This window comes from Sphingomonas sp. IC4-52 (assembly GCF_020707225.1).
Lineage (GTDB): Bacteria > Pseudomonadota > Alphaproteobacteria > Sphingomonadales > Sphingomonadaceae > Sphingomonas.
In genome coordinates this window covers 971,436-986,703 of sequence record NZ_JAJFEU010000001.1, presented here as the reverse complement: position 1 = coordinate 986,703, position 15,268 = coordinate 971,436, and the positions used below count along the sequence as shown (strand labels likewise).

General features: G+C 66.6%; 16 protein-coding genes. 6 read left to right on the top strand and 10 right to left on the bottom strand.

Annotation, left to right across the window (positions count from 1 at the left end):
* Positions 1-17 precede the first annotated feature (17 nt).
* A complete protein-coding gene (locus LK535_RS04930) occupies positions 18-239 on the top strand; it encodes a hypothetical protein (protein WP_227770737.1) in 222 nt (73 codons plus the stop codon).
* Positions 240-383: 144 nt separating this feature from the next.
* Positions 384-2,270, top strand: a complete 1,887-nt coding sequence (locus LK535_RS04925; protein ID WP_227770736.1) for a gamma-glutamyltransferase family protein — start codon at positions 384-386, stop codon at positions 2,268-2,270.
* 23 nt (positions 2,271-2,293) lie between these two features.
* Here the strand turns inward: LK535_RS04925 and truA are convergent, their stop codons facing one another.
* Complete coding sequence (truA, locus tag LK535_RS04920) at positions 2,294-3,037, bottom strand: tRNA pseudouridine(38-40) synthase TruA (RefSeq protein ID WP_227770735.1); 744 nt, start codon at positions 3,035-3,037, stop codon at positions 2,294-2,296.
* On the bottom strand, positions 3,034-3,939 hold the full coding sequence (fmt, locus tag LK535_RS04915; protein WP_227770734.1) for a methionyl-tRNA formyltransferase: 906 nt from the start codon (positions 3,937-3,939) through the stop codon (positions 3,034-3,036). The genes truA and fmt overlap by 4 nt, the downstream gene beginning before the upstream one ends.
* 56 nt (positions 3,940-3,995) lie before the next feature.
* Between fmt and recR the strand changes: the two genes are divergently transcribed.
* From recR to rmuC, 3 genes are all read left to right on the top strand, one after another.
* Positions 3,996-4,592 carry a recombination mediator RecR gene (gene recR, locus LK535_RS04910; RefSeq protein WP_227770733.1) on the top strand — a complete coding sequence of 199 codons (597 nt, stop codon included), beginning with the start codon at positions 3,996-3,998 and terminating at the stop codon, positions 4,590-4,592.
* Between the two features lie 57 nt (positions 4,593-4,649).
* Positions 4,650-5,198, top strand: coding sequence for a peptide deformylase (gene def / locus LK535_RS04905; protein ID WP_227770732.1), 549 nt, complete (start codon positions 4,650-4,652; stop codon positions 5,196-5,198).
* Between the two features lie 62 nt (positions 5,199-5,260).
* Complete coding sequence (gene rmuC / locus LK535_RS04900) at positions 5,261-6,640, top strand: DNA recombination protein RmuC (protein ID WP_227770731.1); 1,380 nt, start codon at positions 5,261-5,263, stop codon at positions 6,638-6,640.
* A 422-nt stretch (positions 6,641-7,062) separates the two neighbouring features.
* Here the strand turns inward: rmuC and eda are convergent, their stop codons facing one another.
* From eda to LK535_RS04860, 8 genes are all read right to left on the bottom strand, one after another.
* A complete protein-coding gene (gene eda, locus LK535_RS04895) occupies positions 7,063-7,668 on the bottom strand; it encodes a bifunctional 4-hydroxy-2-oxoglutarate aldolase/2-dehydro-3-deoxy-phosphogluconate aldolase (RefSeq protein ID WP_227770730.1) in 606 nt (201 codons plus the stop codon).
* The gene (gene glk / locus LK535_RS04890; protein WP_227770729.1) at positions 7,665-8,633 is read right to left on the bottom strand and encodes a glucokinase; all 969 of its coding nucleotides are present in this window, start codon (positions 8,631-8,633) and stop codon (positions 7,665-7,667) included. Before glk ends, eda begins: the two co-directional genes overlap by 4 nt.
* A 134-nt stretch (positions 8,634-8,767) precedes the next feature.
* A complete protein-coding gene (gene edd / locus LK535_RS04885) occupies positions 8,768-10,600 on the bottom strand; it encodes a phosphogluconate dehydratase (RefSeq protein WP_227770728.1) in 1,833 nt (610 codons plus the stop codon).
* An 88-nt stretch (positions 10,601-10,688) separates the two neighbouring features.
* Positions 10,689-11,396 (bottom strand): 6-phosphogluconolactonase, encoded by a 708-nt coding sequence (gene pgl, locus LK535_RS04880; protein WP_227770727.1) that lies wholly within the window; start codon positions 11,394-11,396, stop codon positions 10,689-10,691.
* Between the two features lie 114 nt (positions 11,397-11,510).
* A complete protein-coding gene (gene zwf / locus LK535_RS04875) occupies positions 11,511-12,974 on the bottom strand; it encodes a glucose-6-phosphate dehydrogenase (RefSeq protein ID WP_227770726.1) in 1,464 nt (487 codons plus the stop codon).
* 66 nt (positions 12,975-13,040) lie between these two features.
* Positions 13,041-13,958, bottom strand: coding sequence for an N-acetyl-gamma-glutamyl-phosphate reductase (argC, locus tag LK535_RS04870; RefSeq protein WP_227770725.1), 918 nt, complete (start codon positions 13,956-13,958; stop codon positions 13,041-13,043).
* Positions 13,955-14,308, bottom strand: a complete 354-nt coding sequence (locus LK535_RS04865) for an SH3 domain-containing protein (protein ID WP_227770724.1) — start codon at positions 14,306-14,308, stop codon at positions 13,955-13,957. Before LK535_RS04865 ends, argC begins: the two co-directional genes overlap by 4 nt.
* Positions 14,295-14,615, bottom strand: coding sequence for a MarR family transcriptional regulator (locus LK535_RS04860; RefSeq protein ID WP_088334508.1), 321 nt, complete (start codon positions 14,613-14,615; stop codon positions 14,295-14,297). The genes LK535_RS04865 and LK535_RS04860 overlap by 14 nt, the downstream gene beginning before the upstream one ends.
* 206 nt (positions 14,616-14,821) lie before the next feature.
* Here LK535_RS04860 and secG point away from each other — a divergent pair, with 206 nt between their 5' ends.
* Positions 14,822-15,211, top strand: a complete 390-nt coding sequence (gene secG, locus LK535_RS04855; protein WP_227770723.1) for a preprotein translocase subunit SecG — start codon at positions 14,822-14,824, stop codon at positions 15,209-15,211.
* Positions 15,212-15,268: the final 57 nt, after the last annotated feature.

Genomic DNA, 15,268 nt, shown 5'->3' with positions numbered 1-15,268 from the left:
GGCGAGGGGTCGCAACGATGGAAATGAACATCGTCCCGTCCGGGGCAAAGGCGGGGATGCGCCCCGTCAATGAACGGGCAGTGGCGTTGATGAAGCGCGAGATGATCGGGCAGACCGACGAGCTGCTGATGCGGCAGTTCGGCATCAGCTACAACACCTGGCGCAAGGTGCGCGAGGGCCAGCCGATCCGCCGTTCCGTGGCCGATCGGCTGGAAAGCCGGCTCGCGCGATCAAGCTGAACCCCGTCGGTGGCGGCGGGAATCGTGGTTGCGGATCGAGGCAGGGCAGCAAGTGACCGGCGCCTTGATCCGGATCGGTGACGATGTGGCGCTTGTCCTGTCCTTGTTTTGCCGCAACAAGGGTCTGAAAATAGGAGCCTATTGATGCGCCGTCGGACCTTTGTCGCCACTTTGCCTGCGCTTGCGATGGCGCCAGCCCTGGCCCGGGCACAACAAGGCGCGGCCGGCGGGGCGCAGGGCACCGAAGGACCGGGACAAGGCGGTGCCCCCCAACCGGCGACCGCCAAAGGTGCGGCGCTGCCGGGCCATTGGGCGGCCGGCGAGGACCGGTTTATCCGGCCTGACGTTCACGCCGGCGATCGTCCGGTGGGGGCAAGCTTCGCCTCCCGCACCGCAGTCTACGGCCTGAACGGCGCAGTGGGCACGGCGCATCCGATGGCGACGCAGGCTGGCATCGACATTCTTAAGCGTGGCGGATCGGCCGTTGACGCGGCTATCGCCACCAACGCCTGCCTCGGCCTGCTGGAGCCGACCGCCAACGGTATCGGCGGCGACATCTATGCGATGATCTGGGACCCCAAGCAGAAGAAGGTGGTGGGGATGGCCGGGTCGGGCGCCAGCCCGCGCGGCCTGTCGCTGGAAACGGTGCGCGGACGGGCGAAGAACGGGGCGCTGCCGCCGCTCGGCGCGATCACCGTTTCGGTGCCGGGGACGGTCGACGGCTGGTGGACCATGCACCAGCGCTACGGGAGGCTACCCTGGGCGACGCTGTTCGCACCGGCGATTGCCATGGCCGAGGCGGGGACGCCGGTGCCCGACATCATCGCTTTTTACATCCGCCGCAGCATGGCCAACTTCGCGCGCCCTGGGAATGGCGTGGAGGAGACCGCCAATGCGCTGAAGACCTGGGGCATGGCAGACGGCAAGGGGCCAGCGGCGGGGCAGGTGTTTCGCAATCCCGATCTCGCCCGGACCTATCGCGCGATCGCCAAGGGCGGGCGCGACGCTTTCTATTCGGGCGAGATCGCGCGGACGATCGACCGCTATTTCAAGCGGATCGGCGGCTGGCTGCGGTACGAGGATCTGGCGGCCCACCATTCGGAATGGATCGAGCCGAGCCGCACCGATTATCGCGGCACCACCGTTCATGCGCTTGGCGCCAATACGCAGGGCATCGCCACGTTGCAGATGCTCAACATCCTCGAGCATTTCGACCTGAAGGGCGCAGGGTTCCAGTCCGCGCTGTCCATCCACCTTCAGGCCGAAGCGAAGCGGCTCGCTTATGAGGATCGGGCGCGCTTTTATGGCGATCCGAAGTTCTCCAAGGTGCCGGTCGAGTGGCTGATTTCCAAGGAATATGCCGCCCAGCGCGCGAAGCTGATCCGGCCTGATCGCCTGCTGACGCCGATTTATCCGGGGCAGGCGCCGAGCCAGGGCGACACGACCTATTTCTCCTGCGCCGATAAGGACGGAATGATGGTGTCGCTGATCCAGTCCAATTTCCGCGGCATGGGATCGGGGCTGGTGGCCGATGGTCTGGGCTTCATGTTCCAGGATCGCGGGCAGCTGTTCAGCCTGAAAGACGGGCACCCCAATGTCTATGCGCCCGGCAAGCGGCCGTTCCAGACGATCATCCCGGGCTTTGCCACGCGCGGCAATGATCCGTGGATGAGCTTTGGCGTGATGGGCGGCGACATGCAGCCGCAGGGGCAGACGCAGATCATCGTCAACCGGGTGGACTATGGGCTGGAGATCCAGTCCGCCGGCGATGCGCCGCGTTGGCACCACGAGGGATCGTCGCAGTCGATGGGCGAGGATGATCCCGATCTGGGGCCGACCGGCCGACTGCGATTGGAGAGCGGGGTACCGACGGAGACGCGCAAGCGGCTGGCGGAACTGGGCTGGAAGCTGGGCGACCCGGATGGCGGCTTTGGCCGGTACGAATGCGTGGAGCACCGCATGGATGGGGCGACGCGGGTCTATGCGGCGGCCAGCGAAATGCGCGCCGATGGGTGTGCGCTGGCTTATTGATCGGGCCGGCGCGGCGCCCGCGCTCAATGGGAATAGCGGGCGCCCATGAAGAACAGGCCGTCCGGCGGGGCGTTCAGTCCCAGCTGCGAGCGGTCCGCGGCGCGCAGGGCGTCGCCCATGTCGGCAACCGTCCAGCGGCCGAGCCCGACCAATGCCAGGCAGCCGACCATCGAGCGCACCTGATGGTGGAGGAAGGAGCGCGCCTCCGCGACGACCGACAGGTGATCGCCGCTGCGCGTCACGTCCAGCACGTCGAGGGACTTGAGCGGGCTGGCCGATTGGCAATGGACCGAGCGGAAGGTGGTGAAATCGTGCTTGCCGACGAGGAGCTGCGCCGCCTCGTGCATGGCGGCGGCATCGAGCGGCTGCGCGACTTGCCAGGCCAGGCCCTTCTCCCAGGTGAGCGGAGCCCGGCGATTGATGATGCGATATTCGTAGAACCGGCCGACGCAGGAGAAGCGCGCGTGCCAATCGCCGGGCACCTCCTCGCAAGCAAGAATGGCCACCGGGTTTGGCCGCAGGCGAGCGTTCAATGCCTCACCAAGGCGAAAGGCGGTGATCGGCTTGGCAATGTCGACATGCGCGCGCATCGCCGTGGCGTGAACGCCGGCATCGGTGCGACCAGCGGCGTGCACCGCGGTACGCTCCCCCGTTACGGCGAAGGCGGCATCCTCGATCGCTTGCTGAACGCTGGGGCCATGATCCTGCCGCTGCCACCCCATGAAGGGGCGGCCGTCATATTCCACCGTCAGCGCGAAACGCGTCACAGGCGGGTGCCGGACGGAATGGGGAAGCCGCGCAGCAGATCAGCGACGGTCATGACGCCGCGGCCGGCGCGCTGGACCGAGGTGGGGCGGATTGCGCCGCTGGCGCAGCGGATGGTGAGGTGATCGTCAATGACCTCGCCGGGCTCGCCCGTGACCACCGGACAAACCTCGGCTGACAGGATGCGAAGGCGCTCGCCATTCACCTCCACCCAGGCGCCCGGCGGGTTGAAAGCGCGGATCTGGCGCTCCGCCGCAGTCGCCTCCTGCGCGAAATCGAGGCGCAGTTCGTCCTTGGCAATCTTCGCCGCATAAGTGACGCCGTCCTCCGGCTGCGGCGTCGCGGGGTGACCGTCGAGATCAGCCAGCACCTGCACCATCAGCCGAGCGCCGAGATCGGCGAGTTCCCGCGTCAACTCGCCCGCCGTCTTGCCAGCGACCGGGGTGCGTCCTTCCAGGCGGACGGGGCCGGTATCGAGCCCGGCCTCCATTTGCATGATGCCGACGCCGGTTTCCTCGTCGCCAGCCAGGATGGCGCGCTGAATCGGGGCAGCGCCGCGCCACCGCGGGAGGAGCGAGCCGTGGATGTTAAGGCAGCCGTAGCGCGGGGCATCGAGGACGGGGCGGGGCAGGATCAGGCCATAAGCCGCCACCACCGCGACATCAGCGCCGAGCGCGGCGAAGGCCTGCTGCTCATCCGCATCCTTCAGCGACACGGGGGTCCGCACCTCGATGCCGAGCGCCTCGGCGCGCTGATGCACGGGCGAGGGCACCAGAGCGCGACCACGGCGGCCGCCCGGTCGGGGCGGCTGGCTGTAGGCCGCGACGATCTCATGCCCGGCGGCGACCAGCGCATCCAGCGCAGGCACGGCAAAGTCGGGCGTTCCCATGAAGACGATCCGCATGGGGCGCGCTTCAACGCGCTGGCGCGGGCGGGCGCAACCCCCTATCTGTTCCGGCGATGGCATCGCAGGAGATCGAGGCGCTGACGGGCGCGCTGGCGCGGCTGCCCGGCCTGGGCCCACGATCGGCTCGCCGGGCCGTATTGCACCTGATGAAGAAGCGCGAGGGTGCGCTCGTCCCGCTGCTCGCCGCCTTGCAGGCAGTGGAGGAGCGGCTAGCCACGTGTTCCACCTGCGGCAACGTGGACACGACCGACCCGTGCGCGATCTGCGCCGATCAGCGCCGTGACGCGCGGGCATTGTGCGTGGTGGAGGAAGTTGCTGACCTGTGGGCGCTCGATCGATCGCGCCTGTTTCCGGGGCGCTTTCACGTGCTGGGCGGGCGACTGTCGGCGCTGGAGGGGGTGCGGCCGGAGGATCTTGCGATCGACGCGCTGGTGCAGCGGATCGAAGCGGGCGGTATCGACGAAGTGGTGCTGGCGATGAATGCCACGCTGGAGGGGCAGACGACCGCGCATTACATCGCAGAGCGGCTGGAGCGGTTTCCGGTGAGGATCACGCAATTGGCGCACGGCCTACCGGTAGGCGGCGAACTCGATTACCTCGACGAGGGGACACTGGCGCAGGCGCTGCGTGCCCGCCGTCCGGTGGCGTGACAAGCGCGCGGAGCGGAGCGGCTTGATTCGACGCGGTCACGCCAATATCTGCTCGCAATGGCCGTTCTTCCCATCGTCGAGATTCCCGATCCCCGCCTTCGCCTGATGTGCGAACCCGTCGACGCGATCGACGGCGAGGTGCGTCAGCTTTCCACCGACATGATCGAGACGATGTACGCGGCGCGCGGCATCGGTCTTGCGGCGATCCAGGTGGGTGTAGCCCGCCGCGTCGTCGTGATCGACCTTCAGGAGCGTGAGACGGAGGAGCCCGTCGAAGAGGCGGAAGCACCCGAGGCGGTTCGCGATCCCAAGACGTATATCAATCCGGAGATCCTGTGGGTTTCCGACGAGACCTCCCGATATCAGGAGGGCTGCCTTTCGATCCCGGAGCAATATGCCGAGGTGGAGCGCCCCGCACGGTGTCGCGTGGCTTGGATGGACCTGGACGGTCAGCGGCATGAGGAGGAGATGGGCGGTCTGCTCGCCACCTGCATGCAGCACGAGATCGACCATCTGAACGGCGTGCTCTTCATTGACCATATCACGCGCCTGAAGCGCGACATGCTGCTGAAGAAGCTGGCCAAGGCGCGCAAGAGCGCCGCCTGAGATCGCTTGCCCCGCGACGTTGCGGGGGCTAGGTTCGCGCTTCGTTCTCGTGAGGAGGAAGCGTGGAGCCGATTGCCGCATTGTTCGTCGTCATCGCCTTGCTGTTGGGCCTGGCCGTCGGCTGGTGGCTTGCGCAGCGCAATGTGGCGGCGATCCGGGCCGAGCGTGACGCGCGGGCCGAAGAGTTCAAGAAGGCGATCGTCGACCTGGCCGGTGCCGAGGAGCGGGCGCGGGCAGCAGACGCGCTGCGCCAGGAGCTGACGGCATTGCGCGCCGACCGGGACGCGGTGCGTGCCGATGTGGCGCGTCTGGAGGCGGAAGCGCGTGGCTTCGACGCACGACTGGCCGAAATGCGCGAGGCGAAGGATGCGCTGGCGGCGCAATTCAGCCAGGTGGGGCAGAAGCTGCTTGCCGACGCGCAGGACCGCTTCCTGCAACGTGCCGACGAGCGCTTCCGGGAATCGGAACAAGTGGCGGGCGCGAACCTGCGCGCCATGTTGCAGCCGGTCAGCGAGCGGCTCCAGCGGTATGAAGAAGGTGTCGCGAAGGTCGAAGCGGAGCGGCGCGATGCCTTTGGCGAGTTGCGCGGGCAAATCGAGCAGATGCGCGTCGGCCAGGAAAGCGTGCGCAGCGAAGCCGCCAAGCTGGTCAATGCGCTGCGCAATGCCCCCAAGGCGCGCGGCCGCTGGGGCGAGCAGCAGCTACGCAACGTGCTGGAAAGCTGCGGCCTGTCCGAACATGCCGATTTCGCAACCGAAGTTTCGGTGGCGGATGGCGAGGGCGGGCGGCTTCGCCCGGATGTGATCGTGCGGATCCCGGGCGGGAAATCGCTGGTGATCGACGCCAAGGTTTCGCTCAATGCCTATCAGGACGCGTTTGGCGCGGTGGACGAGGCAGAGCGCGTGTCGGGCCTAACCGCCCATGCCGCGGCCATGCGCGCGCACGTCAACGGTCTGGGCGCGAAGGCGTATTGGAGCCAGTTCGATGACGCGCCGGATTACGTCATCATGTTCGTGCCGGGCGAGCATTTCCTCTCGGCCGCGCTGGAGCATGATCCGGGGCTGTGGGACTATGCCTTTGAGCGCCGGGTGCTGCTGGCAACGCCGACCAACCTCATCGCCATCGCGCGCACGGTCGCAGCGGTGTGGCGGCAGGAGCTGCTGGCCGAACAGGCGCGGGAAATCGCACAGCTTGGCAAGGATCTGTACGCGCGCTTGTCAGTCATGGGCGGACATGTCGCGAAGCTGGGCAAGAACCTCGACACGGCAATGGGAGCGTACAACCAGTTCGTCGGTAGCCTGGAATCGCAGGTGCTGACACAGGCACGCCGGTTCGAGGCGCTGAAAATCGATACGGCGGGCAAGAGCATCGAGGCGCCACCGGTGAGCGAGCAAAGCGCGCGGCCGCTAACCAAGCTGATCGCAAGCGAGGCGGCGGAATAGCGCACAGCCGGGCGCGGGTGCTGTTTGCGTGGGCGCGATCAGTAGGCGGGCGCCGCGGGCGCCGGCCTCTTCGTTCACCGGGTGCCTGTCTTCGGTCGCACCGGCTGCACAATCGTGGGCGCGCTTGGGATGAGGCGCCGGCCCTCCTGGTCCGACCTCAGTGGTAGAGCATAGCCGCAATCCGTGCGCCCCGGCTACTAAGGCTGCGGCTTACTAAACCTCGCCGCGTGCCGAACGTGCCAGAACGCGACGACGGGCGGTTGGGACACGTTTAATTCGGGGCATCTCGGACGGAGATCCGGTCTGCCGGGCGCGTCGGCGGCCGCGCGCTGAACAGAGTGGCGGGGTCCCGACATTCCGGCGCAAGTGGGGATGACGGGACCGCGTCGGCGAAGCGGCGGGTTCGTCTAGCCGCTTCCCGTCTACGGCCGCAGCGCTGCCGCTGCGCGGGCTTTGGCCTCGATGTCCGCCGGGGTGCCGCTCGCAACCCAGCTGCCGCCAACGCAAAGCACCGGATCGAAGGCCAGCCAGTCGTGGGCACTGGCTTCGGTGATCCCGCCGGTCGGGCAGAAGCGGCATTGGTGGAACGGGGCGGCAAGTGCCTTCAGCGCCTTCAGCCCGCCCGAGGTTTCCGCGGGGAAGAACTTGAAGTGCGTTAGGCCGAGATCGAGCCCGCGCATGATGTCCCCCGCCGTGACGACGCCGGGAAGGTAAGGGATGCCGCTGGCGATGATCGGATCGGCAAGCCGCTCCGTCAGGCCGGGGGAGACGATGAACTCGGCGCCGGCATCCATCACTTCCTGGAACTGCGCCGTTGATACCACCGTGCCGGCACCGACGATGGCACCCGGCACTTGCTTCATCTCGCGGATAGCATCCAGCGCCGCCGGGGTGCGCAATGTCACCTCCAGCACCTTGAGCCCGCCGGCGACAAGCGCTTGCGCGATCGGGCGTGCACTTGCCACGTCATCAATGACGAGCACGGGAATTACTGCGCTGGTCTGCATGATCTCGCCAATGGTGGTCATGCCGTATGCTCCTGAGCGAAGGCAGCCGCGGCGCCGAACAGGCCCGGCTGCGGATGAGTGATGAGCTTTACCGGAAGGCCGGCCATCATGGACTGGAACCGACCCTTGGCGACGAACCGCTGATCGAAGCCGGAGCGGATCAGCTTGTCCTTGATGCGAAGGCCAAGACCGCCGGCGATCACGACGCCATTCGCGCCATGCGCCAGCGCCAGATCCCCTGCGACCGCGCCAAGCGCGAGGCAAAAGCGGTCAAGCGCGGCGAGCGCGATCGAATCGGTGCCGTCGAGCGCCTCGCTCCAGATTTTCTTGTCGTCGCGGGTGGGAACAGACCGTCCCTCCATTTCCGCCAGGGTTTCGTAAATGGCGACGATGCCCGGCCCCGCGCAGATCCGCTCAGCGGAGACGCGGGTGAAGGTGCGGCGGAGGCGCCTCACAATCGCGTCCTCGATGCCGTCCAGCGGAGCATAGTCGACATGGCCCCCCTCCGTGGGAAGGACATGGTAGCGGCTGTCGGTCTTGAACACCTGAGCGACGCCAAGCCCCGTGCCCGGCCCGCAGATGGTGGTGACGCCCTTCGCGGGAAGTGCCACGTTCGGGCCGCACAAATGATCGAAATGCTCGTTCGGCAGCTGCGCCACAGCATGGCCGATCGCGCCGAAATCATTGATGATCGTGTAGGTTTCCGCGCCCAGCCGCTCCGGGATCAACGACGGGCGGATTACCCAGGGGTTGTTGGTCAGGCGGATGACGTCGCCGGTGATGGGCGAAGCGACCGCAATGGCGGCGGCACGCGGGATCGGCCGATCGAGCTTTTTCTCGAACGACTGCCACGCGGTCTGAAGGCTTGCATGCTCCGCCGTTTTCAGGGTGACGGGCTCGCCAACCGAGAGAACGCGGCCATTTTCCACCTCGGCGATGGCAAAGCGGGCGTGCGTGCCGCCGATATCGACCGTTACCAGTTCCATCTTCTTCTCCCTCTCCCCACCACAGAGAGAGGGCCGGGGAGAGGGGGCAGTCTCTCGCAGCCGGCCCGTTCGTTGCTTATGCGCCGTCTATCGCTCCGTTGGCCATTCAGCCGACAAGAGCAGCCGCGATTTCCCTACAGGCCGGCCGCCGCCAGCATTGCGGACGCGCCGCGCTCCGCCTCATCGGAAAGGCCACGGAACATGCTGAACAGCTCGCGCCCGAATCCGCTGGCAGCCGGCGGCGCCTCCGCGGGCGTGCGCGCGGCCCATTCCTGCGCATCCACCAGCGCATCGAGCGTGCCGGCGACAGCATCGACTCGGATCAGATCACCGTCGCGAATGAGGCCGATGGCGCCGCCGACGCCATCCGGGCCCGGCAATGCCTCGGGCGAGACATGGATCGCGGCCGGCACCTTGCCCGACGCGCCCGACATGCGGCCATCGGTAACCAGCGCGACCCGGTAGCCCTTGTTCTGCAGCACGCCGAGCGGCGGCGTCAGCTTGTGAAGTTCCGGCATGCCGTTGGCGCGCGGCCCCTGGAAGCGGACCACCACCACCACATCACGATCGAGCTCGCCATTCTGGAAGGCGGCGAGCACCTCGGCCTGGTCGGCAAACACGCGGGCGGGCGCCTCGACGATCCAGCGATCACGTTCCACGGCAGACACCTTGATGCAGGCGCGGCCGATATTGCCGGCGAGGATCCGCATGCCGCCATCGGGCGCGAACGGATCGGCCGGCGTGCGCAGGATCGTGTTGTCGCCGCTCGGCCCCGGATCGCGCCAGACGAGCGCGTCATTCTCGAGGACCGGCTTCGCCGCAGCATCGGCAAGCGAATTGCTTCCGGCAGTGAGGATGTCGCCGTGGAGATGCCCGCTCGCGAGCAACTCGCGGATCACGAATGCCATGCCGCCCGCAGCCTCGAAGCCGTTCACGTCGGCCGCGCCATTGGGATAGACCCGCGCGATCAGCGGCACCGCGCTGGACAGGCGATCAAGGTCTTCCCAATCGATCACGATCCCGGCGGCGCGGGCAATCGCTGGCAAGTGAAGCAGGTGATTGGTCGAGCCGCCGGTCGCGAGCAGGCCGACCGCCGCATTCACGATGGCCCGCTCATCGACGCAGTGGCCGATCGGCCGATAATCGTTGCCGCGCCAGCCGAGTTCGGCGACCCGATGAACGGCCGCGCGGGTTAATGCCTGGCGGAGCTTCGTGCCCGGATTGACGAAGGCGGCGTTTGGGATGTGGAGGCCCATGACCTCCATCATCATTTGGTTGGTATTCGCCGTGCCGAAGAAGGTGCAGGTGCCCTGGGTGTGGTAGGCCGCGATCTCGCTGTCGAGCAGTTCCTCCCGGCTGGCCTCACCGCTGGCATAGCGTTCGCGTACCGCGGCCTTCGCCTTGTTGGGGAGGCCGGAGGGCATCGGGCCACCGGGGACCAGCAGCATCGGCAAGTGACCGAAGCGCAGTGCGCCCATCAGCAAGCCGGGCACGATCTTGTCGCAGATGCCCAGCAGCAATGCGCCTTCGAACGTCCCGTGGCTTAGGGCAATGGCGGTCGCCAGTGCGATCGTGTCGCGGCTGAACAGCGACAGCTCCATGCCGGCATAACCCTGCGTCACGCCGTCGCACATCGCCGGCACGCCGCCGGCCACCTGCGCCGTCGCGCCGACCTCACGCGCCCAGATCTTCATCTGCTCGGGATAGCGATAATAGACGGCATGGGCGGAGAGCATGTCGTTGTAAGCGGTTACAACGCCTATGTTCATCCCGCCGCCGGCCTTCATCGCGGGGCGATCTTCCTCCGTTCCGGCATAGGCATGGGCGAGGTTCGCGCAGCCCAGCATCGGCCGACCGATCCACTGGTCTCGCTCGCGAGTGAGCAGATCGAGATAGCGCCCGCGGCTTTCACGCGAGCGCTCGATCACCCGGTCAGTAACGGCGGAGACGGTAGCGTTCAAAGGCATGTCGATACTCTACTCCGTTCATCCCCAGCGTGTCGAAACATGTGTCCGCCCCGCCCGGAATGAACGGTCCAGATCGCGTGAAGTTCGGCTATTCCGCCCAGTGGATGTCGACCGGCAGCTCTGCATCCGCCAGCACGCGGCCGATGGGATAGGCGGAACCGGCGCCCTGAGCGATGGCGTCCTCCAGCACCTTGCGCTTCTTCGCGCCGGTGACGGCGATCATCAGCGCCTTGGCGGAAATGATGCCAGCGCGCGACAAGGTGACGCGGGGTACCGGAGCCTCTTCGGGAAGCGGCTCCGGCATCACGCCGAGTGCGCGGCGCTCACGCGGGCCGTTCAGCGCCTCGTCGAAATCGGGGCCGGGGAAGATCGAGGCGGTGTGCCCGTCCGGGCCGACGCCAAGCAGGCAAAGGTCCAGCGGCCAGTGCAGATCCTGCATCAGCGCATCGGCGGAGCGGCCGGCAGCCTTATAGTCCGCGGTCGCCTGCGGCACGATCGGGATGACGCGCGCGCCCTTCGGGATGAAGGTTTTGCCGATCAGCGTCACGTTGCTGAGCGGATCGCCCAGCGGCACGATGCGCTCGTCGGTCGGCACGATCGTGACACGCTTCCAGTCGAGCTTGGCAGCGGCCAGCTTCTGATAGATCGGGATCGGCGTCTTGCCGCCTGGCAGCGCGATGACCGCTGCGCCACGCGCATCGATAGCACTTTCGATGATGAACTGTACGTCGCCAGCGACAGCCTCAGCCATCTCCGCGGCGTCGTCATATTCCCACCATTCGATTTCTTCGCTCATGTTCTTCTCCGTCATGCCGGACTTGCCCCGGCATCGACCCGTCCGCAACTCCACCGGCCGCGGGTATGCGGCGCGGTGGATGCCGGCACCAGGCCGGCATGACGGGCTAGTTTATCAATCGTCCTGCCAGCTGACGCCGTCGCGCTCGGTCAAGGCGATCGAAGCGGCGGGGCCCCAGGTGCCGGCGCTATAATGCTTCGGCTTCATGTCGTTCGCCTTCCAGCCCTCGCGGATGGCGTCGATCCAGGTCCACTGGGCCTCCACCTCGTCGCGGCGGACGAAGAGGGTCTGATCGCCCTCGATGAGATCGAGCAGCAGGCGTTCATAGGCGATGCGGCGACGCTTGCCGGCGAATTCGGCATCCAAGCTGAGGTTCAGCGGCACTTCGCGCAGGCGAATGCCCTCGCGGTCCAGACCGGGCTCCTTCGCCATCACCAGCAGCTGAATATATTCTTCCGGCTGTAGGCGGATGATCAGCATATTGGGCTGCAGCAGCCCACCACGGCCCGAGAACATGGAATGCGGCACGGGCTTGAACTGGATGGCGATCTCGCTGCGCCGGGTGGGCATCCGCTTGCCGGTGCGCAGGTAGAAGGGCACGCCTTGCCAGCGCCAGTTATCGACATGCGCCTTCAGCGCGACGAACGTCTCCGTGTTCGAATCGCGGCCGAGTTCCTCGTCATAGCCCTTGACGATCTCACCCTTTACCGCGCCGCCGACATATTGGCCGATGACGCTGTTCTGCGGCACTTCCTCCGGCTTCAACTGGCGCAGCGAGCGGAAGACCTTGGCCTTTTCGTCGCGGATCTCAGTGACGTCGTAGCGCGCGGGGGGCTCCATCGCGATCAGCGCGACGAGTTGCAGGATGTGGTTTGCGACCATGTCCCGCAAGGCGCCGGCGTCGTCGTAATAGCCAGCGCGATCCTCCAGGCCGACCGTCTCGCTGACGGTGATCTGGACATTGTCGATGCCCTGGGCATTCCACACCGGCTCGAAGAAAGAATTGCCGAAGCGCAGCGCGAGGATGTTCTGCACCGTCTCCTTGCCGAGATAATGGTCGATGCGGAACGTGCGCTCCTCCGGAAAGGCGGTGGCCACGCAATCGTTGATCTCCCGGCTGGAAGCGAGATCATAGCCGAGCGGCTTTTCCAAGCCGATGCGCACCGTCTCTCCGGCAAGGCCAGCGCTTTCCAGCCCGCGGATTACCTGTTCAAACAGGGACGGGGCAGTGGATAGGAAGATCGCCAAGCCGCCGGAGACGTCGCCGACCTTCTTGGCCAGCGCAGCATAGCCCTCGATCGTCGTGGCATCGAGCGCCTGATATTGCAGGCGGCCGAGAAAGGACTGGATCGCATCCGCGTCCTTACGATCCTTCGGGAGATATTCCTCAAGCGCCTTTTTCGCGAAGTCGCGGAAGCTTTCGTCGTCGTGATCGGAGCGGGCCGTGCCGGTGATGGTGAGCCCTTCCGGGAGCAGCTTGTCCGCGTGAAGGCCATAGAGCGAAGGCAGCAGCATGCGCTGGGCGAGGTCGCCCGTTGCGCCGAACAACAATAGTTTACCCACGGGATTGCGCTGCATGGGTGCTCCTCCTTCTGACTTGTCGCTGCGGCTATGGGCGCCGGCAGATCGCGTCGCTGCTCCGGTTCAGTAAACCAGGCCAGCGAGCGGATCAGCGCCGATCATCAGGTTGAGGTTTTGCACCGCAGCCCCCGACGCGCCCTTGCCGAGGTTGTCCAGCATCGCGACGAGGCGCGCCTGACGGCCGGCCAGATCGGCGAACACCCACAGGTCCAGGCGATCATTCGGCGCGGCGTCGACCTGCATCAGCAACTCATCGGGCTGATCATCATGAACGGTAATGAGCGGCGCAGCGTCAAACGTGGCGTGCAGCGCGTCCACCATTGCGGAGCGCGACGGTGCCGTAGGCAGCGCGGCGAGCGGCACCGGCACTTCGACGATCATGCCGCGAAACGCGCGCGCCACCGAAGGCGCGAACAAGGGCGGATGCACCAGCCCGGCGTGACGCTGCATCTCCGGCACATGCTTGTGCGCTAGCGAATAGCCATAGCCCCGGAACGCGAGATCCGACTCGTCGGCGAAGCGGTTGATCAGCGCCTTGCCGCCACCGGAGTAGCCGGACACCGCATTGACGGTGAGCGGCCAATCTGCCGGCAGGACGCCTGCGCGCACCAATGGCGCCACCAGCGCAAGGAACCCGGTCGGGTAACAGCCCGGATTGGATACCCGATCCGCGGCGGCAACGTCGAAGCCAAGCTCCGGGAAGCCATAGGTCCAGCCGTCAGCCACCCGGAACGCGCTGGACGCGTCGATCACCCGCGTGTCGGGATTGTCGATCAGCGCCACTGCCTCGCGCGCGGCATCGTCCGGCAGGCAGAGAATGACGACGTCAGCGGCGTTGATCGCTTCGCGGCGAGCGTCTGCATCCTTGCGCCGATCCTCCGGCAGAGTGACCAGCGTCAGATCCGTACGCGGCTCCAGCCGCTCGCGGATTTCGAGACCTGTCGTGCCGGCGGCGCCATCGATGAAGATGCTTGCCGTCATGCCGCATCGCCCAAGGTATTGCCGTTAGCGGCGTCGAGGCCAAGCACGTCGGCTTTGATATAGCCGACGAAGCCGCTGACCGGCGCCACGCCCCAGGCGAGGTCTCCGGTCACGTCGAGCAGCTCAAACGTGTCACCGGGAGCCAATGATACGAGCACGTCGGAGTCCGGCGTGCGAGCGGCGCGAAGCGGCGCCGCTGCCACGATCGTCCGGACCAGCGGCGCAGCATAATGTGGCGCAAACACCTGATCGGCGAGGCGAACGTCGGCGAGATCACCGCGTACCGCGTGGCGCGTCGGATCAAGCGCACGTGATCTTCCGACGAGCGCGAACGTCTTATGCGGTGGCACGAGCGGGGACGGGCTGCTCGCCGTCGCCGAGAAACTGGCCGAACTCCTCAAGAAAATTTGCCCCTTCGGAAGTGCGCGCGACGAAGATGTTGCGCTTGTCGCTATCATCGCGTTGGCGGCGCAGATAGCCGAGCGCACCAAGTCTGTTCAAGGCGCGTGTCACAACCGGTTTCGAAACGTTCAATATCCGAGCCAATCCGCGGACAGTATGGGGCCCTGGCTTCAGGTAAACCACCAGCAGCAATGCCATTTGCCGGTTGGTCAGATCGGGTTCCCCCGAGCGGACATAGTCCACCAGGGTGTTCATCCACGAACTAAGATCGGAATTCGCCAAGCTTGCCACGATGCGTCATCCGGATACCAGGCCGCTGATGCGTGCCATTCGCGACTGATAACGTCTGCCCGCGCGGCTGGTTTCAGTACTGTCACGAAATCCACGACGGTTGATCGCCGGGCTGGTGCGCCCTATGTGCGCGCATCCGCCGGCAGGGCCGGCATCATATCGGGTTCAGCATGTTCACCTTCCTTCTCGTCGTTCAGGCGATCATCGCAGCCGCCCTCGTGACGGTGATCCTGATGCAGCGGTCGGAAGGCGGCGGGCTTACCAGCGGCGGCAGCCCGTCCGGCCTGATGTCAGCACGCGGCGCGGCGGATTTCCTGACCCGCGCGACGTCCGTGCTGGCGGCGCTGTTCGTTGTCCTGTCGATCACGCTGGCGGTACTGGCAGCGACGCGCGGCGGCACTAGCGTCGACACGTCGCTGGAGCGGACCGCGCCGGTGAGCCAGACCGCGCCGCAGCCGCAGGCAGATGGCGCGGCACTGTCCGGCGCGGAAGCGGCCGCAGCCGCAGCAGCGGCCAATCAGGCAGCACCGGCCGACAACGGCGTTCCGCTCGCCCGCTGATCCACCCGGTTCGCCGGTTTCGTAGCGCCCGTGGTAACGCGGGCGCTTGTCCTTTGT